General features: G+C 62.8%; 20 protein-coding genes. 4 read left to right on the forward strand and 16 right to left on the reverse strand.

The features are described from left to right. Nucleotides 1-926 precede the first annotated feature (926 nt). The 16 genes from AB4Z15_RS16020 to dacB all read right to left on the reverse strand — a co-directional run bounded on the left by AB4Z15_RS16020 (nucleotide 927) and on the right by dacB (nucleotide 17,103). Nucleotides 927-2,411 carry a DHA2 family efflux MFS transporter permease subunit gene (locus tag AB4Z15_RS16020; protein WP_442018083.1) on the reverse strand — a complete coding sequence of 495 codons (1,485 nt, stop codon included), beginning with the start codon at nucleotides 2,409-2,411 and terminating at the stop codon, nucleotides 927-929. Between the two features lie 116 nt (nucleotides 2,412-2,527). Then, complete coding sequence (panC, locus tag AB4Z15_RS16025) at nucleotides 2,528-3,430, reverse strand: pantoate--beta-alanine ligase (protein WP_442018084.1); 903 nt, start codon at nucleotides 3,428-3,430, stop codon at nucleotides 2,528-2,530. A 5-nt stretch (nucleotides 3,431-3,435) separates the two neighbouring features. Further along, a complete protein-coding gene (locus AB4Z15_RS16030) occupies nucleotides 3,436-4,344 on the reverse strand; it encodes a Rossmann-like and DUF2520 domain-containing protein (RefSeq protein WP_442018085.1) in 909 nt (302 codons plus the stop codon). Next, nucleotides 4,337-5,875 carry a PH domain-containing protein gene (locus AB4Z15_RS16035; RefSeq protein ID WP_442018086.1) on the reverse strand — a complete coding sequence of 513 codons (1,539 nt, stop codon included), beginning with the start codon at nucleotides 5,873-5,875 and terminating at the stop codon, nucleotides 4,337-4,339. The genes AB4Z15_RS16030 and AB4Z15_RS16035 overlap by 8 nt, the downstream gene beginning before the upstream one ends. Beyond that, nucleotides 5,872-6,384 carry a PH domain-containing protein gene (locus AB4Z15_RS16040; protein ID WP_442018087.1) on the reverse strand — a complete coding sequence of 171 codons (513 nt, stop codon included), beginning with the start codon at nucleotides 6,382-6,384 and terminating at the stop codon, nucleotides 5,872-5,874. Before AB4Z15_RS16040 ends, AB4Z15_RS16035 begins: the two co-directional genes overlap by 4 nt. Further along, nucleotides 6,365-6,886 (reverse strand): DUF3180 domain-containing protein, encoded by a 522-nt coding sequence (locus tag AB4Z15_RS16045; RefSeq protein ID WP_224166000.1) that lies wholly within the window; start codon nucleotides 6,884-6,886, stop codon nucleotides 6,365-6,367. Before AB4Z15_RS16045 ends, AB4Z15_RS16040 begins: the two co-directional genes overlap by 20 nt. A gap of 2 nt (nucleotides 6,887-6,888) precedes the next feature. Further along, the gene (gene folK, locus AB4Z15_RS16050) at nucleotides 6,889-7,428 is read right to left on the reverse strand and encodes a 2-amino-4-hydroxy-6-hydroxymethyldihydropteridine diphosphokinase (RefSeq protein WP_442018088.1); all 540 of its coding nucleotides are present in this window, start codon (nucleotides 7,426-7,428) and stop codon (nucleotides 6,889-6,891) included. Then, nucleotides 7,425-7,784: a dihydroneopterin aldolase gene (folB, locus tag AB4Z15_RS16055; protein WP_216924207.1), complete on the reverse strand. Its 360-nt coding sequence runs from the start codon at nucleotides 7,782-7,784 to the stop codon at nucleotides 7,425-7,427. The genes folK and folB overlap by 4 nt, the downstream gene beginning before the upstream one ends. Before the next feature lie 12 nt (nucleotides 7,785-7,796). After that, nucleotides 7,797-8,702 carry a dihydropteroate synthase gene (folP, locus tag AB4Z15_RS16060; RefSeq protein ID WP_442005151.1) on the reverse strand — a complete coding sequence of 302 codons (906 nt, stop codon included), beginning with the start codon at nucleotides 8,700-8,702 and terminating at the stop codon, nucleotides 7,797-7,799. A gap of 7 nt (nucleotides 8,703-8,709) precedes the next feature. Next, nucleotides 8,710-9,342, reverse strand: coding sequence for a GTP cyclohydrolase I FolE (gene folE, locus AB4Z15_RS16065; protein WP_442005152.1), 633 nt, complete (start codon nucleotides 9,340-9,342; stop codon nucleotides 8,710-8,712). Between the two features lie 10 nt (nucleotides 9,343-9,352). Further along, nucleotides 9,353-11,422 carry an ATP-dependent zinc metalloprotease FtsH gene (gene ftsH / locus AB4Z15_RS16070; protein WP_442005153.1) on the reverse strand — a complete coding sequence of 690 codons (2,070 nt, stop codon included), beginning with the start codon at nucleotides 11,420-11,422 and terminating at the stop codon, nucleotides 9,353-9,355. Nucleotides 11,423-11,588: 166 nt separating this feature from the next. Further along, on the reverse strand, nucleotides 11,589-12,641 hold the full coding sequence (locus AB4Z15_RS16075; RefSeq protein ID WP_442018089.1) for a LacI family DNA-binding transcriptional regulator: 1,053 nt from the start codon (nucleotides 12,639-12,641) through the stop codon (nucleotides 11,589-11,591). A 40-nt stretch (nucleotides 12,642-12,681) separates the two neighbouring features. Continuing rightward, nucleotides 12,682-13,233, reverse strand: a complete 552-nt coding sequence (hpt, locus tag AB4Z15_RS16080; protein ID WP_216924216.1) for a hypoxanthine phosphoribosyltransferase — start codon at nucleotides 13,231-13,233, stop codon at nucleotides 12,682-12,684. A gap of 31 nt (nucleotides 13,234-13,264) precedes the next feature. Next, nucleotides 13,265-14,323 carry a tRNA lysidine(34) synthetase TilS gene (tilS, locus tag AB4Z15_RS16085; RefSeq protein ID WP_442018163.1) on the reverse strand — a complete coding sequence of 353 codons (1,059 nt, stop codon included), beginning with the start codon at nucleotides 14,321-14,323 and terminating at the stop codon, nucleotides 13,265-13,267. A gap of 125 nt (nucleotides 14,324-14,448) precedes the next feature. Next, the gene (locus AB4Z15_RS16090; RefSeq protein WP_442018090.1) at nucleotides 14,449-15,570 is read right to left on the reverse strand and encodes a zinc-dependent metalloprotease; all 1,122 of its coding nucleotides are present in this window, start codon (nucleotides 15,568-15,570) and stop codon (nucleotides 14,449-14,451) included. 78 nt (nucleotides 15,571-15,648) lie between these two features. Next, nucleotides 15,649-17,103 carry a D-alanyl-D-alanine carboxypeptidase/D-alanyl-D-alanine endopeptidase gene (gene dacB / locus AB4Z15_RS16095; RefSeq protein ID WP_442018091.1) on the reverse strand — a complete coding sequence of 485 codons (1,455 nt, stop codon included), beginning with the start codon at nucleotides 17,101-17,103 and terminating at the stop codon, nucleotides 15,649-15,651. Nucleotides 17,104-17,247: 144 nt separating this feature from the next. Here dacB and AB4Z15_RS16100 point away from each other — a divergent pair, with 144 nt between their 5' ends. From AB4Z15_RS16100 to AB4Z15_RS16115, 4 genes are all read left to right on the forward strand, one after another. Then, nucleotides 17,248-17,736: an inorganic diphosphatase gene (locus AB4Z15_RS16100; protein WP_144663396.1), complete on the forward strand. Its 489-nt coding sequence runs from the start codon at nucleotides 17,248-17,250 to the stop codon at nucleotides 17,734-17,736. 218 nt (nucleotides 17,737-17,954) lie between these two features. Continuing rightward, nucleotides 17,955-18,935 (forward strand): hypothetical protein, encoded by a 981-nt coding sequence (locus AB4Z15_RS16105; protein WP_442018092.1) that lies wholly within the window; start codon nucleotides 17,955-17,957, stop codon nucleotides 18,933-18,935. Then, complete coding sequence (locus AB4Z15_RS16110; protein WP_442018093.1) at nucleotides 18,932-19,720, forward strand: hypothetical protein; 789 nt, start codon at nucleotides 18,932-18,934, stop codon at nucleotides 19,718-19,720. The genes AB4Z15_RS16105 and AB4Z15_RS16110 overlap by 4 nt, the downstream gene beginning before the upstream one ends. Before the next feature lie 3 nt (nucleotides 19,721-19,723). Further along, nucleotides 19,724-20,305, forward strand: a complete 582-nt coding sequence (locus tag AB4Z15_RS16115; RefSeq protein ID WP_442018094.1) for a hypothetical protein — start codon at nucleotides 19,724-19,726, stop codon at nucleotides 20,303-20,305. Nucleotides 20,306-20,322 lie beyond the last annotated feature (17 nt).

Raw genomic sequence — 20,322 nt, forward strand, 5'->3', positions numbered from 1 at the left:
GCCATAATTTCAACCAATCAATAAAACAATCGGCATCAACAAACTTGGCACACTATTGAGTTCTCAAACAACAGACACTAACCGGCACCACCAAAACCCCTAACAGGGCCACAGGATCGCTCCGGAGCAACTTTTCAAACTTACCCGATTCGGTCGCATGAAGCAAACCGTCCTCAGCTCCCCCAACCAGATCAGAGGCGCAAAAAGCACCACCGGAATCCGGCAATTTGAAGGGGATTTCGTCACCATTATTTCCGCATCAGCGGCGGCGACTCAGATAACTTTACACGCGCCATACCGTCCGAACAAATCCACCCAGACGCCGCTTAAAACGCCGTAAACACTGGGGAAACAGCCCAGAAACGTCTCAATATCCGAAGAACCAGTATCCGTGAACCCCGTCACACAAAGAAATGGTGGCAATAGCCGCGCTTTGAAGCGGCACCCAGGATCCGCCGTCGAGCCTAATCAGCAGCTTGTACCTGGCAAGCCAAATAGCACTGAGCTCACCATCAACCGGCCCAAGCGCATCAGCACCTGAGAGAACGTCAGGCAAAACGCGTCACGACGTGAGAGAACGTCGGGCAAAACGCCTCCTGACCTGAGAGAACGTCGGTCCAAACACGTCAGGACGTGAGAGAACGTCGGTCCAAACACGTCAGGACGTGAGAGAACGTCGGTCCAAACACGTCAGGACGTGAGAGAACGTCGGTCCAAACACGTCAGGACGTGAGAGAACGTCAGGCGAAACGGGTCAGGATGTGAGAGAACGTTGATAAGGGCAAGAGGCTGTTTGGCGGGCATCCGGCAGCGCGCGTCTAAGCGAGGCACGAGCGAGCGCGCAGAGGATGCCCGCCAAACAGACGGACCCCGCCTAACGGCCGGGCCCAGCCGAACAGCCGGACCCAGCCAAACGGCACGAAGACTCAGTGACCTCCGTGGCCTGCGCCCTCGGTCTTGCGCATCATCGCACCAAGCACCACTGCGGCGCCGGCAATGATGGTTGCCGCCAGGAAGGCCGCCTGCATCCCGGCTACCAGGCCGGAGGATGCGGACACTACGGCGAAGATGGACACGAGCAGCGCAGTGCCAGCGGCGCCGGCCACTTGCTGAGCTGTGCTCATGATGGCCGATCCGTGGGAGTACAGATGCGGCGGCAGCGGGTTCAGGCCTGTGGTGAAGGCAGGCGTGAAGAGCAATGCCAGGCCGAGGCTCAGCGTTACGTGCAGCGCAATCACCCATCCCAGAGCGCTGGCCTGGTCCAAGCGCGAGAACTGCCAGAGCGTCAGGACCATGAGGACTGAACCGGATACGGTGAGGGGCAGTGGACCCACTTTGTCGAAGATCCGTCCGATTACAGGACCCAGCAGACCCATGGCCAAACCACCGGGCAAGAGTGCCAGGCCTGTTTCCATCGGCTGCAGGTGCAACGTGTTCTGCAGGTAGAGCGGGAGCAGGATGACGCCACCGAACAGGGCCATCATCGCTACGACCATCAGCAGTGTGGACACTGTGAACATTCGGAAGTTGAAGGCCCGGAGATCCAGCAGCGGCGAATCGGTCTTCTGCAATTTGAGTTGGCGGAAGACGAACAGCGCCAGGCACACGACTCCAACCACGAGTGCGATGATCGGGACCACCCCGGCGTTGGCGCCACCGATCTGGCTGAGGCCGTAGACCAAGCCACCGAAGGCAGGAACGGTGAGGACCACTGAAGTGAAGTCCAAGCCAGTCTTCCCGCGCTCCCCCACATTGGTGAGGAACTTGGCGCCAATCGCCAAGGCAGCCAGCGCTACGGGGAGCACGAACACGAACATGAAGCGCCAGGAGAAGTGGTCCAGGATGATGCCTGAAACGGTGGGGCCCATGGCGGGAGCGACAGAGATGGCGATGCTGACGTTGCCCATAACGGCTCCGCGCCGGGACATCGGTACAAGCGTGAGAATGGTGGTCATCAGCAATGGCAGCATGATGGCCGTGCCGCCGGCCTGGACGATGCGTGCCAGGAGCAGCACGGGAAACCCGGGCGCCAGGGCGGCCAGCAGAGTTCCGCCGCTGAAGAGTCCCATGGCGAGCATGAACGAGCCCCGCGTGGTCAATCGCTGCAGGATGAATCCGGTGGTCGGAATGACGACCGCCATGGTCAGCATGAACCCGGTGGCGAGCCACTGGACCGTGGGGGCGTCGACTTTGAGATCGGTCATCAGCCGCTGAAGTGCCACGTTCATGATGGTCTCGTTGAGGATCACCACAAACGTGGCAACCAACAAGGTGACAATGACCGTGACGGATTCACGGGACATCTTCGCTGATACAGGAGCGTGCGTGAGCGCTTCCTCTGTGGAGGCAGCACTTGCGGACGCACCGGAACCGGGCTCGCTGTTGGCGTCGGACGTGACGTCGGTAGACATGAGGATTCCTCAGGTTTGGGCTTGGATTCCGGCGATCAATGCCGGTGAAGACAGGAACAGTCTAGACGCCCAAGAGATTCCCGTCAGCAGAAAATCCAAACGTTAGGTATTCAACCTCAGGAATTAAGCGGAACGTTGTCTATCAACCGCACAGGACCCACCTTTGCGGCAACGATTGCCAGCCCTTCGCCGCGGAACGGAGTCTCCTTGCAGTTCTCGGCCAGCGGCTCAAGAGTGGTGGGATCCACGACGTCGAAATAGTCCAGTTCCACCAGTGGCTGGGATTCAACAAGGGCGACGGCGGAATCCAGGTCCAGTGGTTCATGTGCGTTCGCGCGGGACTCGATGAGGCGCAGAGCCCGTGAGAGCACCAGCGCTGCGTCGCGTTCTTCGTCCGAGAGGAAGCGGTTACGGCTTGAAAGAGCCAACCCGTCGTCACTGCGGACGATTGGCACCGGCACGATCTCCACGGGGAAGTTCAGGTCCACGACCATCCTCTTCACGAGGGCAAGCTGCTGGGCGTCCTTCTGGCCAAAGTAGGCACGGTAGGTCGGCGTCGAACCGTCCACAGCTGCACCGCCGGGAAGTCCGTAGTGCAGCAACTTGGCCACCACGGTCAGGGCGCCATCGAAGTGCCCGGGTCGTGAGGCGCCTTCCCATTTCCCGCCGAGCGGGCCGGCCGTGACGCGAACCAGGGGCTGGCCACCCGGGTACACCTCGTCCACGGAGGGTGCGAAGACAAGGTCCACTCCTTCGGCATCCAGGAGTGCCATATCGGCCTCAAGGGTGCGGGGATAGCGGTCGAGATCCACGGCGTCGCCGAACTGGAGGGGATTCACGAAGATGGTGGCTACCACGACGTCGTTCTCTGCCACGGCAGTCCTCGCCAAGGCTGCATGGCCGGAGTGCAGCGCGCCCATAGTCGGCACCAGGCCCTGCGAACTTCCTCCCTTGGAAGCCAGGAGCCGGGCGCTTTCAGCACGCAGTTGGGCCGCGGTGGTTACGAGTTTGATGGCCATGCTGTTCAGATTCCTTCCGGCGCCGTGGGCTCTGTTCCCAAGGCCTCGCCAATGTCAGTCAGTTGTTCAGGGCGCAGCAGTCCGCGGTTTCCGGCACGCCGGGCCGTTGCCCGGGCCATGGCCTGGTAGGCCGCAAGCACGTCCCCGCCCGCACCGCCGTCGTATTCTTTCAGCGCTTGGGCGTGCGCGGCCACGGTGCCCACATCGCCCCGCGCGACGGGACCGGTCAGCGCAGACTCGCCGGACGCAAGAGCGTTCTCGAGTGTGGCCCGCAGCAATGGACCCAGCATGGTCTCCGGGGATTCGACGCCGATTTCCCGCAGCAACTGGGATGCCTGCGCAACAAGCGTCACCATGTGGTTGGAGCTGTGCGCGAGGGCCGCGTGGTACAGGGTGCGGTCTGCCTCGGCGATCGCTACCGGCTCGGCACCCATCTCCACTACCAGGGCCTGGGCAATCGGCAACATGGCGGCGTCGGCTGTGACTCCGAAGGTGCAATCCATGAGGCGGGTCAGGTCCAGGCTCATGCCGGTGAAAGTCATGGCAGGATGCATGGCAAGCGGAATGGCACCCGCGCTGCGGATCGGTTGCAGGATCCCGACGCCGAAACGGCCGGATGTATGCGCCACCAACTGGCCCGGTTGCCAGGCACCAAGCTTCGCGAGTCCCTCAACAAGTTCGCCGAGGGCATCGTCGGGAACGGCCAGCAGCACCAGTTCCGACCGCTCCACAATGTCCTGGATCCCAAGGATCGGGACTCCCGGCAGCAGCGTCTCTGCCCGCTCGCGGCTCGCTTCGGAAACGGCGGAAACCCCGACGACGGCGTGCTCGGCCGCGCGCAAAGCGGCACCCAGGACGGCACCCACCTTTCCGGCGCCGATGATGCCGACTCCGAGTCTTCCTGGCCTAACCATGCTGAGGGTCCTCCTGGGTTGGTGCTTGCGGTAGTGATTGAGGCGGTGCTTGCGGTGGTGACTGTGCTGGTGCCTGGCCGGTTACCTGCAAAAGCCATTGCTCGCTGGTCTGCCGCTTTCTCGCCTCGCGGGCACGGGCGGCCTGCTGGTCGAACAGCTGCACAGCCTGCTCCACGTCAGCCTGATAGAGACGGGGCACCACGGGTCCGGCCGTGGTGTGAAGCACAAGATCAGCCACCCCGAAACGCCGCGCCAGCGGACCTTGCTGCAAGGCCATGGACTGTGTGCGCTGATGGGGAACCAGAACCAGGGTGCGCCACCATCGGCCGGATCGAATCAACAATGCCGTTCGCGTGGCCAGGAAACCATTGCGCCGCCAGCCCAGTGGTGCCAGGAGCCAGGCCCGGCGCGGAGTAGTGACGAAACCATCCGTGGAGGTAGGCCCAGCCAACCCTTCCAGCGCGGAAGTGAACACCCGTTCGGGATCCTCAACACCCGGGTCCGGCAGCACGAGGGACAGCATCCGCATGACGTCCGGCTTCAAGCCCACTGGCAGCAAAGTGGTCCGCGCAGCGTTCTCATTGCCTGCCGCGCCACCGTAGCCGGCCACGTTAACTTGCATGCGGTACCAGCCGAAGATCCTCCAGATGGGTGGCTGCCTGACCTTCAGTGCCTGGATTCGGCCCGGGGGCAGGGTCTGGGCTTGCGTGTCCAGGAGCCCGTAGCGTAGCCGGATCCCATCAGGGGAAATCGCCGCGGTGAAGTTGTAGCCCTTGTTGAATGAGTTCCAATAAGCAGCACCAATGCCCAGCACTGCCGGGATCAGCGCCAGGAAGATGGCGCTGTTTTCGGTGTACACGGAGATGGCTATGGATGCGGCGGCGCCGAGCAGGATCCCGACGGTCTGCTCGCTCAGCAGGAGCGAGCCAATAAGCCGGGAAGGCGGCACGGACAAGACAACGTGCTCCGGCGCTTCGGGGATTTCTTGCGCAGTCTCCGGTCCGCTCACCACTCCGGCGGCACGCGCAAGGATAGTGGCGCGCAACTGTTTGGCTTGGGCCAGCGGAAGGTAAGCGAGCCGCACGGCCGACTCGCCGGCGTCGGCGACTTCAAACTTGAGCTCAGCGAGGCCAAAGATCCTCGCCAAAAGGGGCTGCACGATGTCGATCGCCTGGACCCGGTCCAACCGAGCCTGCCGCTGCTGCCTGAACACGAATCCTGTGTTGACCCGGACATAGCCCTCGGCCACCTGGTAGCGGGTGAAGTACCAGCTCAGGATGAATCCGCCCACGGTCAGGAGCAGCACAATGCCGCCACCGGCCAACAGCCAGGGCACCCGTCCGTTGAGGTTGGGATCAAGGATGTCGCGGCCCTGAAGTACGCGTTCAAAGGCGTCGCGACCGAAAAAGTATCCGACGGCGGCCAGCGCCACCCAGCCGCGTACGAACGGTGACGCTGGATGCACGCGCCGCCAATCGCCGTCGTCCGCTTTAGCCGGGAGGCCCACGGTGGCGCTACCCTCCGGGCTCACAGCCCGGCCAGCCTGGCTTCTCCACGTGCCGAGAGCTGTTCACGCAGCCGTGCGCCTTCCTCGGCAGGAAGTCCAGGCAGGTAAGCGCTGGTTCCAGCTGAAGCCGTGTGAAGTTTCAAGGTGCAGAGACCAAGGCCGCGTTCCACCGGACCAACAGTCACATCCACGTACTGCATGCGTCCGTACGGGACCACCATGGTGCGTTGGAAAAAGATGCCACGGCGAATGAGGAGATCGTCATCGCGCTCGGCGTAACCGATTGCACGGACCTGGCGCGGAATCAGCACGAGCCGCCACAATGCCAGGACAAGCATCACCGCGGGTACTGTGATGGCGAGCCACAGCGGAGGCCAACGCCACCAACCCAGCTGCACAAACACGAGGGGGAGGCTGAGGATCGCCACCATCACCAGGTTTCCGATGGCCCACTCCACCAAGCGGACCGTGACGTACTTCGGGGAGACCCGCAGCCACTGGACGCCGGGAGGGTCAATCGCCTCGGTACGCATACTCGCCTTCGCCTTTTGCTTCCCCGCGGCGGGTTTCCGGTCCAGGGGTGCCACCTTCGAGGTCTTCCGGTGGGATCCGGCAGAATCTCTCGACCACCAGGCCGACGACCACCATCACCACGCCACCACCGCCCATCAGGACGGCGTTCCAGAGGATGCCTTCACCACTGCGCAAGGTCCCGATTCGGAGAAGGTCAAAGGAGATGCCTGCGTGCCAGCCCAGAAGGAGCGTCCCGGCATATGCGCAGGCTTGGGCAAGGATCAGCGTCCTCGCGGCAAGGATCGGGTTGAGCAGGTTCTTCTTCTTGCCGTTACGCCACCGCAGCACCCGGATTCCCATGATCAGGGTGAGTACTGCGATGACGCCCATGGTGACCAGTGCAGAGACCGGAAGCACGGGAGTGGGCATGCTGAAGCGGTTTGTTGCCGCCGTGGCCAGCCAACCGATGGCGGCAGCGATGATGGCGATGATGACCAGGACCGCGGGGCGCATGGGCTTCACTTCTACTCCACCGCTCCCGTCGCCGGAACACCTGCGATATCGCCGTAGCCGTCGAACCGACGGATGTCGGGCATGTCCTCAGCTGCGGCCGCCAACTCTGCAACGCTTTGCCCGTTCAGTTGGGCGTTCGGCTCCAGCAGCGACCATGGGTACAGGACAAACGCGCGTTCGGCCGCCCTCGGGTGAGGCAGGGTCAGGATGGGGTCGTCGCTGACCACGTCACCGAAGACGATGATGTCCACGTCCAGTGTCCGCGGACCCCACCGCACTTCACGGGTGCGATGGTGCTTCTGCTCGACGTCGTGGCAGTGCTGCAGCAGCTCTTGGGGACTGAGCGTTGTCTCAACTGCCATGACCATGTTCAGGAAATCGGGTTGCCCTTCCGGGCCGCCGACTGCCTTGGTCTGGACCACCGGAGACACTCCAAGGAGCCTTATGTCCGGCGGGTCCACGAGATCGGCGACGGCGGTGGAGAGGGTGTCGTTCCGCTCGCCAAGGTTGCTGCCGAGGGCCAGGATCGCTTTGGTGTATCCGGAGTTCATGATCGCTCCCTGTGGACACTCACAGTGACATCGCCAAACGGAACCTCAATGGGCGCTTTCGGCTTATGGACGGTGACATCCACTGCGGCCACGTTGTAATTGGCGAGGATGCCATCGGCAATCCTCACTGCCAACCCCTCAATCAGGTTCAGCGGCTCGCCCTCAATGTGCGAGGTGATGAGCTCAGCCACCTCACCGTAGTGCGCGGTGTACTGGAGGTCATCCGTCTCCGCAGCCTTGCTGAAGTCAGTATGAAGGACGGCGTCCACGACGAACGGCTGGCCATCGCGGCGCTCGAAATCGAACACTCCGTGATGGCCGACGGCGGTGACACCGGTCAGCGTGATCCTGTCCACAAGGTCCTCCGGTCAGCGGGCGATTCGAGCAGCAACCTTGACGGCGTCAAGGCTGGGACCGACGTCGTGGACGCGCACAGCCCAGGCGCCCTTCGCGGCGCTCAAAGCGGTGATAGCTGCCGTGGCGGCGTCGCGTTCCAGCGGCGCGGCAGACTTGCCGGCAACAGTGAGGAGCGAGCCGAGGAACCGCTTGCGTGATGCAGCCACCATGACCTTGTGGCCGAGTGAGAACAGCTTGTCCAGGTTCTTGAGGATTTCCCAGTTCTGGTTCTCGTTCTTGGAGAAGCCAATCCCGGGGTCAACGATGATCTGCTCCGGAGCGACGCCTGCCGCGTAAAGTTTGTCGCGGACACCGCTGAGCTCAGCCACAACGTCTTCCGTCACGTTGTTGTACTCCGTGAGGCTGTCCATGGTGCGGGCATCGCCACGACGATGCGTGAGGATGTAAGGAACCTTGGTTCGTGCGACGAGCTCGGGCATGTCCGGCTCGATGGTCAGGCCGGAGACGTCGTTGATGATCGCCGCGCCGGCTTCCACGGCAGCGGCCGCAGTTGAGGTGTGCATCGTGTCGATACTGACGAGTGCGCCAGCCTTCACCAGCGCCTGGATCACCGGGAGGACCCGGCGTTGTTCTTCTTCAGGGGAAACGGGCTCGGCGCCGGAGCGCGTGGACTCGCCACCGACGTCGATGATGTCCGCGCCGGCGTAGAACATACGCAGGCCGAGCGCGATGGCGGTGTCCGGCGTGCGGTGGGTGCCGCCGTCGCTAAAGGAATCCGGTGTGACGTTGAGAATTCCCATAACGAGCGTGCGGTCCGTTGGCAGGTCCTCAAACCTGGCCGCGGGCCGCGGCTTGCGGAGAATCGGCAGTGGGCTTGTGGCCGGGCCGGTTCCGGGTGCTGCAGCGAGGGAATCCATATATTGCTTACCTTCCGAGTATGAGGCTCATGGCCTCGGCGCGGGTGGCCGGGTCATGGAGCTGACCGCGCACCGCACTGGTGACAGTCTTGGCGCCGGGCTTGCGGATGCCGCGCATGGACATGCACATGTGTTCGCATTCGATGACGACTATCGCCCCACGCGGGTTGAGGTGCTTGACCAGTGCCTCAACGATCTGGGTGGTGAGCCGCTCCTGCACCTGGGGCCGGCGCGCATAAATGTCCACCAAACGGGCCAGCTTGCTCAGGCCCGTCACCTTGCCCTCATGTGACGGAATATAACCGACATGAGCCACCCCGTGGAACGGCACCAGGTGGTGTTCACACGTGGAGTAGAAGGGAATGTCCTTCACAAGGACAAGCTCTTCATGGTCAAGGTCAAACGTGGTGGAGAGGACATCTGCCGGGTGCTGGTGGAGGCCCGCGAAGACCTCCGCATAGGCCTTGGCAACACGCTTGGGCGTGTCATGCAGGCCCCCGCGATCAGGGTCTTCACCAATCGCCAGCAGAATTTCACGTACTGCCGCTTCAATGCGCGGGCGGTCTACTTTGTGGCCCCGCTTGCCGTCCGCGGCTGAGCCGTGGTCGGCGGCGAGGTCGTCGTCGTCGAAATGAGTCACAGCAGAAAGCTTAGCCGTGAAGCGGAGAGTCGTTGCCGCCGTCGGGTCCCGGTGACTGGAATGACTCCTGGCTGCTGACGCCCTGGGCATGCGGGGCTACGGCATCAAGCGGTTCATCCAGGCGGGCCTTCTTGGCCTCTTCCTGGGCCTCGCGCTCAGCTTTCTCTGCGCGCGACTCTACCGGCGGAATCGACTGGACAGGACGGGACTCCTTGGACAGCCAGATCTCACGGAAATCGCGCTTGCGGATGTCGTGGAAGATCTCGGCGATCTCGGCCTGGTTGAGGGTTTCGCGCTCAAGGAGTTCCAGTGCCAGCCGATCGAGGACTTCGCGGTTTTCAGTGAGGATGGCGTAGGCCTCGTCGTGCGCCTGGTCGATCAGGCGACGTACTTCCTCGTCCACAACATAGGCGATCTGGTCTGAGAAGTTGCGCTCCTGCGCGGCGTCGCGGCCAAGGAACGGCTCGCCGCCGCCTTGGCCGAGCTTCACTGCACCAACGCGTTCGCTCATACCGTACTGGGTGACCATCTTCCGGGCCGTTGACGTGGCCTTCTCGATGTCGTTGGACGCACCGGTGGACGGGTCATGGAACACGATTTCCTCGGCAACGCGGCCACCCATTGCGTACGCCATCTGGTCCAGCAACTCGTTACGGGTAACCGAGTACTTGTCGTCCTCAGGAATCACCATGGTGTACCCAAGGGCGCGGCCACGGGGAAGGATGGTGATCTTGGTGACCGGAGCGGAGTTGCGCAGCGCGGCAGCCACCAGTGCGTGACCACCTTCGTGGTACGCGGTGATCTTGCGCTCGAGTTCCTTCATGACGCGGCTGCGCTTCTGCGGGCCTGCCATGACGCGGTCGATTGCCTCGTCCAGGGCACGGTCATCGATAAGGTTGGCATTCGAACGCGCCGTCAGCAAGGCGGCCTCGTTGAGGACGTTGGCCAGGTCAGCACCGGTGTAGCCGGGAGTCTTCTTGGCTACACCCCTGAGGTCGATGCCCGGGGCCATCGGTTTGCCTTTGGCGTGGACGTTGAGGATCTGTTCGCGGCCGATCATATCCGGGGCTTCCACGGTGATCTGGCGGTCAAAACGGCCCGGGCGCAGCAGGGCGGGGTCCAGCACGTCCGGACGGTTGGTGGCCGCGATGAGGATGACGTTGGTCTTGACGTCGAAGCCGTCCATCTCAACGAGGAGTTGGTTCAAGGTCTGCTCGCGCTCGTCGTTGCCGCCGCCGATACCGGCACCGCGGTGACGACCAACGGCGTCGATTTCATCAACGAAGATGATGGCAGGGGAGCTTGCTTTGGCCTGTTCGAAAAGGTCGCGAACACGGGAAGCACCAACGCCGACGAACATCTCAACGAAGTCCGAGCCGGAGATGGAGAAGAAGGGAACGCCTGCCTCGCCGGCAACAGCGCGGGCCAGCAGCGTCTTACCTGTACCTGGAGGGCCGTACAGCAGCACACCCTTGGGGATCTTGGCGCCAACGGCCTGGAACTTTGCCGGCTCCTGGAGGAATTCCTTGATTTCCTGGAGCTCTTCCACGGCTTCGTCAGCACCGGCGACGTCAGAGAAGGTCACCTGCGGCATGTCCTTGTTGACCAGCTTGGCCTTGGACTTGCCGAACTGCATCACCTTGGAGCCGCCACCCTGCATGCGGGAAAGCAGGAACCAGAACAGCACACCGAGCAGCAGCACGGGGATGAGCAGGGAGAACAGACCGGAGAACCAGTTGTTCTCGACCGGCTGGTCCGTGAAGCCCTTGTCCGGGTTGGCGCTGGTGACAGCCTTGACGACGTCCGGGCCACGGTCCGTGACGTAGAAGAACTGGACGTTCTTGCCCTTGTCCTGGCCATCAATATTCAGGTTGTCTTTCAGTACCAAGTCAACGCGGTTCTCGGCGTCGAAAATCTTGGCCTGCTCCACCTTGCCGCTTTGCGCGAGGAGCTCGAGGCCGTCCTTGGTGTCAATACGTGTGGAACCGCCCGGAGCCAGCGTTGCGAATGCCACCAGGAGCAAGCCGACGACGACAACAATCCAGATGCCCGGGCCCTTGAAGAAACTCTTAGCTTTCATCTGATCGGGGTTTTGCCCCGTCCCTCCTGGTAGTGCTGCGAGGCGCAACTTCTGCGCGCGAATGGTGCTGCTTCAGTTTCTAGCTATACACCGTTCCCAGTTATTCACGCACTGGAATGCTCAAAAGTTCCCTCTGGGCGTACACAGGATACTCGCCTGCGTCGCTCTAGGACAGCCCTGGATGGGGATTCGTGATGGATTCGCGGGCCACCAGGGGACACTCCAGAATCGTCGGTTTAGCTGCCAGGACGGCGAGGTCCGCTTTGCCCTCGATGGCATCGATCAGGCGTTCAGTAGCCCAGGCGCCCATCTCGTAGTGGGGCAGCGCCACTGTTGTCAGGCCAGGATAGAGGTTAGCGGCGATGAGTTCCTGGTCATCGAAACCCACCACGGACAGTTCGTTGGGAATGCTGATTCCTACCTCGGCCGCTGCCCGGTAGGCGCCCATGGCCATACGGTCGTTGTAGCAGAACAGGCCCGTGGGCCGGTCCTTTCGCTTGAACATCCGCAAGGCGGCAATATAGCCACCCATCACCTCCGAGAGTTCGGACTCCACAGGTGCGGCGGCGCCGTCGAGCCCTGCTTCGTCCAGGGCGTTCCGGAAGCCACGCAAGCGGTCCCGTGTAGCCGGGACGTCGTCGGTGTTGTTCAGGAAACCGATCCGGCGGTGGCCGGCATCCAGGAGGCTTTGAACGGCAACCCTGGCACCGCCCTCTTCGTCGGGGACTACAGAAGCGACGCTTCCTGCCAGGCTTTCGGAGTCCACAAGCACTGCTGGAACTGAACTCAGGTTTTCCGGCAAGGTGACCTCGCGGTGGTACATGGTGGCGTACAGGATGCCATCCACGCGCCTCTCCAGGAGAGCCTCGACGTCGGCCTGCCGGGACCCACCACTTGCTGCGCCTGAGGTGTTGATGATCATCAGGTTGTAGCCCCGCGCCCTGGCGGCCTCATCCGCACCCAGGATGATGCGCCCTGCGTGTGGTGTGGTGGCGATTTCCTCGCTGACGAGCCCCAGCATCCCGGTCCGTTGCGTTCGCAGGGCCTGGGCCAGCCGGTTTGGGCCATAGCCGAGGCGTTCCGCCGTGGCTTTGACCTTCTCCCGTGTTTCCAGGCTGATGCGGGCGTAGGCGACGTCATTCAGGACGTGGGAAACAGTGGTGACAGATACGCCGGCGGCAACAGCTACATCCTTGATGCCAATGCTTTTGTTCGTCAACCGGTCCCCACGTCCCTGTGATCCCGTGAAAGGGCGTGTGTTACTCGTAAACGTGCGGGGCCAGCGTGCCCACGAAGTCCAGGTTGCGGTACTTCTCGGCGTAATCCAGGCCATAGCCCACAACGAACTCGTTGGGGATGTCGTAGCCGACGTATTTGACGTCGATCTCCACCTTGGCGGCGGTCGGTTTACGGAAAGCGGTGCAGATCTCAACGCTGGCCGTACCCCGGGATTCGAGGTTGGACTTGAGCCATGACAGTGTCAGGCCGGAGTCGATGATGTCCTCGACGATCAGAACATCCTTGCCCATGAGGTCGGTATCGAGGTCCTTGAGGATCCGGACAACGCCGGAGGATTGGGTGCCGGAGCCATAGGAAGAAACTGCCATCCAGTCCATGCTGACGTGGCTGTGCAGGGCACGCGCCAAGTCGGCCATGACCATCACGGCACCCTTGAGGACACCGACGATCAGCAGTTCGCGGCCTTCGTAGTCCTTGTCGATCTGCGCCGCCAGTTCAGCGATGCGCGTTTGGATTTGCTCTTTGGTGTAAAGAACGTGCTTGAGATCTGCCTGGACGTCGTTTGAATCCACCAATGGCTCCTGTTTTGATGCTCGGGTGCGGCTACTGTTGGGGCGATTTCTGATGCCGGAATACTAGCTTCCCACAGCGTGCGGCCTCGCGGGGACCGCTGGTGGCCGAAGCAGCGGACCCTGGACCGCCGGAGGCAGCCCGTTCCTGCTCCAAATCGCTGAGGGACAATCGATAGACGCTGACGTGCCCGGGAAGTTCCACAGGCCCGGCCGAACCTTGCCGGCGAAGCAGCGCTTCCGCGGCTTGGAGCCGTCCGTACCCGGGTTGTTGGCCCCCGACGTCGGCAGCCGCCTTTGCGATGACGCGGAACCTCAGCGCCGCGGGAAGTCCGCGGACGGCGTCCTCCGGCAACCACGCGCCGTCGTCGGTTCGCTGCACCATCGAGAGATACGTCTCGTTTGCGAGATCCTCCAGGAAATCGGCGTCCTGCTGCAGGATTGCGGCTGTCCGTGCCAGAGATTCGGCAACGCCTGGCCCCAGCTTTTCTTCGAGGACGGGCATTACCTCGACGCGGGTTCGCGAGCGTGCGAAAGCCGAGTCACTGTTGCTCGGATCGTGCCACGGCTGCAGTTCCTCGACCTCGCAGATTTCCAGGGTGTCTTCCCGCCTTAGGCCCAGGAAGGGCCTTAGCAGGCGTCCCCGGGCGGGCCTCATGCCGGCCAAAGAACGGGTACCCGAGCCACGAGCCAGTCCCAGGAGCACCTGTTCGGCTTGGTCGTCCAAGGTGTGCCCGAGCAGGATTCGATCGCAACCAAGGTCATCTGCAGCATCTTCGAGTGCTGCGTGGCGGGCGTCGCGGGCGGCAGCTTCGGGCCCGAATCCAGTGGCGGCAACCTCCACGGTGCGCACTTGCACAGGTGAGAGGCCCAGTTCCCGCAAGACAGCTGCCGTCCGGGAAGCTACCTCTGCCGAGCCATCCTGCAGTTGGTGGTCAACAACCACACCGGCCACGGAAAGGGGATGTCCATCCACGTGTCCGCGCCGGGCGAAGTATCCAGCTACTGCTGCGAGCGCAAGTGAATCCGGTCCTCCGCTGCAGGCTACGAGAACACGTTCCGGGTAATCCGCAGCGGCCAAGGCGTTCTGCAACTGCTTGCGTGCCTTGCCGACGACGGGCGCCAAACGACCGGGCCGGCGTCGGCCCTTGCCTGTCGCTCCATTCTCGGAACCACGGCTGGAACCACCATCTGAGGGGCCATCAAATACGGGTGCGCTCAAAGCCCCATCCGCTCGAGCCACATCCTGGAATTGTGGATCTCTTCCTCGGTGGGGAGGTTTTCCGCCGAGTTCCATACCCGGTTGAAGCCTTCCATGCCGCCTACCTCAACAACCTCGCGCACGAACTTTGCGCCGTCTGTGTACTGGCGCATCTTGGCGTCGAGACCGAGGAGGTTACGGATGAACTTCTCAATGATGCCGCGGTCCTTGCCGCGATCATTGAACCGCTGGCGAATCGTCTTCACGGATGGGACGATGCTGGAATCGACCGCATCCATCACCACATTGGCGTGACCTTCGAGGAGGCTCATGACGGCAGTGATGTGGGATAGGGAAGCCTTCTCCTCAGGATCCTGCAGCAGGTCCAGAATGGCACCCCGGCTTGGCACGTTCCCTGATGCAGCGCGGTCCTTCAGGGACTTGGCTACGGCGGCTGCCCGTTCTACCAGGGAATCCATGTTGCCCAGGAGATGACCGCTGAGCTTTTCGATTTCGGCGAGCATGTGGTCCCGCAGCCACGGCGCTGCGGCGAACTGAACGCGGTGGGTTTGTTCGTGGAGGCATACCCAGAGCCTGAAGTCGTCCGGGTGCACATTGAGTTCGCGTTCCACGGAGATGATGTTGGGTGCAACAAGGAGCAGCCGGCCGCCCGAAGGAACGTTGGCGTCCGGGGCCAAGGCCGCGAAGGGATCGTATTGGCCCAGGACTTTACTGGACAGGAAAGCAAGGATGGCGCCGAGTTGGCTGCCCGTGATCGCCCCGCTGGCGGCGGCGGCAGCAGGTGACAGGGACAGGCTGCTGCGGGACTCCAGCATTTTCTCCAGAACAGGCTGGAGCATGACGGAGAAGCTCTGGGTGTTGGCCTTGGACCAGGAGGCTCGGTCCACGACGAGGACGTGCGAATCCCGCAGGTCCCGCGCCGCTTCAAGGCCGGTGATGTCGTGGACATGCGGGACGGAGATATCGGCGTTGAAGCGCAGGTTATCCACCGCCTTGCCGATCTCCCCCGCGCTCAGCGCGGGACCGGGCGGGGTAAGCCGGGCAGCCGTGGAGGCGGCCAGGTCCCAATTGATCAGGGACGGGGCCCCTGCTGACGAATCTCGGGCAGATGACACCATACGGTCCATCACACCACATGACTCTGACAACCGACCCTTAAGTTCGCTCCGCGCGGAGCGGCGGGAGTTTGCTGTTCCCTAACCGGGCTGGCGGCACCCACATGAGGCCAGCACCGACGCCGAGCGGTCCATCGCCTCCTTGTTTCCAGCCGCACCCGGTTCCAAGCCATTGCCGATGAACGAGAACACCAGCAGGCGTCCATCAGCGTCCACTACGTACCCGCTCAGCGCAATGACGGTGTTGAGCGTGCCGGTTTTGGCGCGGACAAGGCCTGCGCCCTGGGCTGTACTCGGGTCCACATACCTGTCGTCCAAGGTGCCCGTAAGGCCCGCCACCGGGAATCCGTCCAAGGCCGTCCTCAGGCTCAGGTCCGGTCCGCTGGTGATCGCGCGGACTACCTCGGCAAACTGGCGGGCAGTGACCTGGTTCTCCAGGGCCAGTCCCGAAACGTCGGCCAACTGCATTGAACCTGTGGCGATTCCCAACTCCCCCAGCCGCTGCCGCACGGCTGAAGTGGCGCCGTCGTACGTCGCCTCCCGACCGGAAGCAATGGCGGTCATCCGTCCGAGCGCCTCCGCCAGGAAGTTGTCCGAGGTCTCCAACATGAGGTCCACTTGCTCGCTCACAGTGGCGGACTCGGCGGCGGCCAGCACCGTGGCGGGGACACCCTTGCCACGCTCGACGCCGGGACTCACCTGGACACCGGCAGCCACCAACTGTTCGGCGAAAGCCTCGGCGGTGGTGACGGCCGAATCCTGTGGACGGGGCCCAGTGGTAACCGCGGGTGAGTAACGCCCGGAATTCAGGGCAAGGGAAAACAAAGGGGCGGTCTCGCCAGCAGCGACGTCGTCCAGACTCCACGCAGGATTGAGGGGCGCTCCGCTGAACAGCGAATCATCCACCTGCACCGTCACGGGTCCTTTGACACCGGCGGTAGCCAAGGAAGCGGCAGTATCGGCAGCCAGCGTTGCAAGCCCGGCCCGGCCCATCACGGCAGCTGGATCCGTGGCACCTCCGCCGAGCAGCACGTCCCCTCCCCCGGTCAGCACCACGGTTGACGCATCAGAACCGGACAGCACGCGGGTGGTAAAGCGGGATTCGGGACGGAGCGCCTTCAAAGCGGCGACGGCGGTCAACAGCTTCATGTTCGACGCCGGGATACGGTTGGCGTTGGCATCGCGGTCGAACAGGACCGTGCCTGTGGAGGCGTCCATGACAATGCCCGTAATGCTACCGGCACCGGAAGGTTTCAGGGCGTCATTCACAAGTCGCGAGAGCTCAGCCGGTACTGGCACGGGCGCATCTGCGTCCAGGGGAAGCACGCCGTTGGCCTCGGACAGGCGGTCAGGTTCCTGCTGCCATGGCGGCGCGGAAGGGGAGGACTTGGGTGCGCTGAGGAGTCCTGGCACCATGCCGACCACCACGATCGCGCCCAGGCACAGCAGAACCAACGTCAACAGCATCGGCCATTTCAAGCGCCCCCACGCCGTGGACACCCACTTCCGGGCACCCCCGTTTTTAACGCCCTTCATGCAGTTGCTTGGTCCTGTCAGTCCTGAAAATGTCCCCGCCGGTTCAAGAAACCCGGGCCTCTCGCTATATCCTCAATAGTAGTCGGCGGCGCTGGCTGCACTTTTGCATGCCGCGCCCCACCCCCACCCGTCAAGGAGCACGCCATGAAGCACGACGTGACCATCGAGATCCCCAAGGGATCGCGCGTCAAGTACGAAGTTGACCACGAAACCGGCCGCGTCCGCCTGGACCGCGTCCTCTTCACCTCCATGCAGTACCCCACGCACTACGGTTTCTTCGAGAACACCCTGGGCGAAGACGGCGACCCGCTGGACGCACTGGTGCTCCTGCAGGACTTCGACCTCCACCCGGGCGTCATTGTTGAGTCCCGCCCCATCGGCGTTTTCAACATGACCGACGACGGCGGCGGAGACGCCAAGGTCCTCTGCGTTCCGGTGGATGCACGCTTCGACCACATCCAGGAAGTCAGCGACGTCAGCGAATTCCTCATCAAGGAAATCGAGCACTTCTTTACCCGTTACAAGGACCTGGAGCCCGGCAAGTGGGTTAAGGCTGAGGGTTGGGGCGACCGCGCCGCTGCCGAAGCCGAGCTGGAAGCTTCCATCAAGCGCTTCTCGGCCGAAGGCCACTAGCAACACCTACGACGGCGGGTAGTGCTGTTCCCTGTGAACAGCACCACCCGCCGTCGTGCTTTAAGCAACGCGAGGTCACTTCTGGCCCTTTGTGGACCCCCACATGGGCCATAACTGACCCCGCGTTGTCCACATGGGTATCTCTCCCCATCGCGGCAGCTTCGGAGTCCCCCTAGGCTGGGACGAGACTTTACGACGCATGTAACAGGGGGTTCCACATGGCTGGGTTCTACGGCGCGGACATTGCGCAGCTTCGCAGTCTGGCCGGCGTCATGGGCAAAGCTGCCGATGCCATCAATCTGCAGAGCGCGCAGCTGTCCAACGCCATCAACTCCGCAACGGCGTGGCAGGGGCGCGACGCCACAGTCTTCAAGAGCGATTGGAACAGCCAGCACAGGCAGAGCCTGGTGAAGGCCGCCAACATGCTGAGGGACAACGCGAGCCAACTCAAGAAGAACGCCAACCAGCAGGAATTTGCCAGCCACAATGACGGCTCGGGTACATCTGTGGGCGTCCTTGCAGATGTCTACGACACAGCAACGGGTGTCAAGGAACTCGGCGCGCAGCTCTGGACTGCTTACAAATACGGCAAGCTCGGCCATGCCGAATGGGTCAAGACCCGCGAGGTACTCACCAATTGGCGGGCTGGCGGTACAGTCCTGCGGGATGCCTTGAGCGCCCTGCGCAGCGGCGAGAAGGTCACTGACGTGATCACCGACCTCAAGGCCAACATTCCTTACAGCCAGGCTTTCCAGGACGCCTCGAAGTTCTCCAAGGGCCTGCGAATCGCCGGAGCCTTGGCGGCGCCATTGAACATCGTGGGCGGCATCAGCGACATGATCAGTCCCGAGCACGACGGCTGGCGCGGTACTGGAGACCGGGTGGCCGGCGGCCTGTCCGTAGTAGGCGGCGTGGGCAGCATCATGCTGATGACCGCTGGTGGTGCAGCCTTGCTGGGGCCCATCGGCGCCCCGATCGTGATCGGCGCAGGCATCGTTGCCGGCGCCTGGGCCTTGGGCAACCTGGTGGCGGACAACTGGGATTCCATCAGCAACTTCGCCCGGAACCCCGGCAGTTACATCGCCGACGGCGCCCGGGAAGTAGGCAATTTCGCCAAGGATGTAGGCAGTAAGGTTGCAGACGGGGTCGGTAATGCCGCCAAGTCAGTCGGAAACTTTGTCGGAGGGATATTCGGATGACCACGAGCACCATGAATTGGACCGAGCGGGATGTACAGGCTGCAGCGAAGGTTCTGGCGTCTGCCAGCGCCACAGGCAAGGCCCTGACGACCTTGACCGATGAAGAGGTTGTTGCCTTGGACGGCGTCCAGCACGAGCAAATCGTGGCCCTTCCATGGCTCACGGCACAGGATGCCAGCAAAGAGCTGATGTGCGCGGTGGCCTTGCGCGGACTGCTCGCCAAGGAACTCGTCTACCCCGTGGTCTTTGAAGGCGAGACCGAGCCCACCCGCCTGCACGCAATTGAGGAAATCACCGGTGCCCTGACGCTGCGCCGCAGTGGCAGCAGCGTGGTCTCCGTTGAACGGACCGTTTCCACCGGCAAGCGCTGGCTCTATGGCTACATCCACGACGACGGCGTGCTCCTGGAGGAAGTGGACGAAGGCGGGCTGCACGGCTTCACTGTTGTCACCCGTGATCAGTTGGCTCCGCGCCTTGCTGAATTTGTTGACCCGAACACGGCCGCCCACCGCGACACCGATCCCACTGTTTATACGGAGGCTGCGTTCGAAGAATATGCTGCAACGGCCCTTGCCGATACCCAGGCGGCCAGCAACGTGGTGGTCTTCAACACTGACACGAACGAGTTTCCGACTGTCACCGTGTACACCGGTCCCACCAGCGTGCACGTCCTTACTCCCCGCGTAACTCCCAGCGTAGAAGGCGAATCTGTCTCCCTTGAGTTGAAGGAGACGTCCGCATCCACCCTTGCCCGCGTCCTCGGCGGGTTGGCTGGGCTGGCCTGACCCATGAGCAATTCGAAGCCCCAAACCGCTACTGGCTTGGTTGATGCCGTCAACGGCCGCCCTGTACGCCGCCATTCCGAGACTGGCGCATACTTCGTGAAAGCGTCCGGAGGAGCCCACTTCTGGGGCCGCGTTCTTGACGCAATCGTGTTTCTTGCCGGGTACGGCGTCCTGGCCACGATCGTGGCCGTTGCACGCAATGCCATGATGAACAGTGGCTCGCTCCTGGCCTTCAATGACGGCTTCTGGCTGACCCTCTACATTGTTCTCTGGTTCGTTGGCTTGTTCGTTTACGGCATGATCTGGGGTACAGCGGGCAGTGTGGGAGATGCTGCCGCGGGCATGCGCTCGGTACGGATCAAGGACGGCTCGACGGCGGGTGCCTGGTTGGGCGGCTGGCGTGCCATCTGCTGGTCCTTCTTCCCATTCTTCGTGGTGATGCTGATTCTTGCGGCGTTCAGCGGGAGCTCGGACGATACGTGGGATCCGAAGTTCGCCGCTCTTGACCGACGATCCGGCGTGGCACAGGGCCGGCAGCCGGTCCCGGACCCCAAAGTGGTCGCCGCGCAGCAGCTAAAGAAATAAGAAAAATAAGCCCTTGC

The organism is Paenarthrobacter sp. 2TAF44, assembly GCF_052114885.1.
Classification (GTDB): domain Bacteria; phylum Actinomycetota; class Actinomycetes; order Actinomycetales; family Micrococcaceae; genus Arthrobacter.

Coding starts and splice junctions, on each gene's coding strand:
- AB4Z15_RS16020 (WP_442018083.1), bottom strand. CDS start 2,411: ATGTCTACCGACGTCACGTCCGACGCCAACAGCGAGCCCGGTTCCGGT.
- panC (WP_442018084.1), bottom strand. CDS start 3,430: ATGGCCATCAAACTCGTAACCACCGCGGCCCAACTGCGTGCTGAAAGC.
- AB4Z15_RS16030 (WP_442018085.1), bottom strand. CDS start 4,344: ATGGTTAGGCCAGGAAGACTCGGAGTCGGCATCATCGGCGCCGGAAAG.
- AB4Z15_RS16040 (WP_442018087.1), bottom strand. CDS start 6,384: ATGCGTACCGAGGCGATTGACCCTCCCGGCGTCCAGTGGCTGCGGGTC.
- folK (WP_442018088.1), bottom strand. CDS start 7,428: ATGAACTCCGGATACACCAAAGCGATCCTGGCCCTCGGCAGCAACCTT.
- folP (WP_442005151.1), bottom strand. CDS start 8,702: ATGGATTCCCTCGCTGCAGCACCCGGAACCGGCCCGGCCACAAGCCCA.
- ftsH (WP_442005153.1), bottom strand. CDS start 11,422: ATGAAAGCTAAGAGTTTCTTCAAGGGCCCGGGCATCTGGATTGTTGTC.
- AB4Z15_RS16090 (WP_442018090.1), bottom strand. CDS start 15,570: ATGGTGTCATCTGCCCGAGATTCGTCAGCAGGGGCCCCGTCCCTGATC.
- dacB (WP_442018091.1), bottom strand. CDS start 17,103: ATGAAGGGCGTTAAAAACGGGGGTGCCCGGAAGTGGGTGTCCACGGCG.
- AB4Z15_RS16100 (WP_144663396.1), top strand. CDS start 17,248: ATGAAGCACGACGTGACCATCGAGATCCCCAAGGGATCGCGCGTCAAG.
- AB4Z15_RS16105 (WP_442018092.1), top strand. CDS start 17,955: ATGGCTGGGTTCTACGGCGCGGACATTGCGCAGCTTCGCAGTCTGGCC.
- AB4Z15_RS16110 (WP_442018093.1), top strand. CDS start 18,932: ATGACCACGAGCACCATGAATTGGACCGAGCGGGATGTACAGGCTGCA.
- AB4Z15_RS16115 (WP_442018094.1), top strand. CDS start 19,724: ATGAGCAATTCGAAGCCCCAAACCGCTACTGGCTTGGTTGATGCCGTC.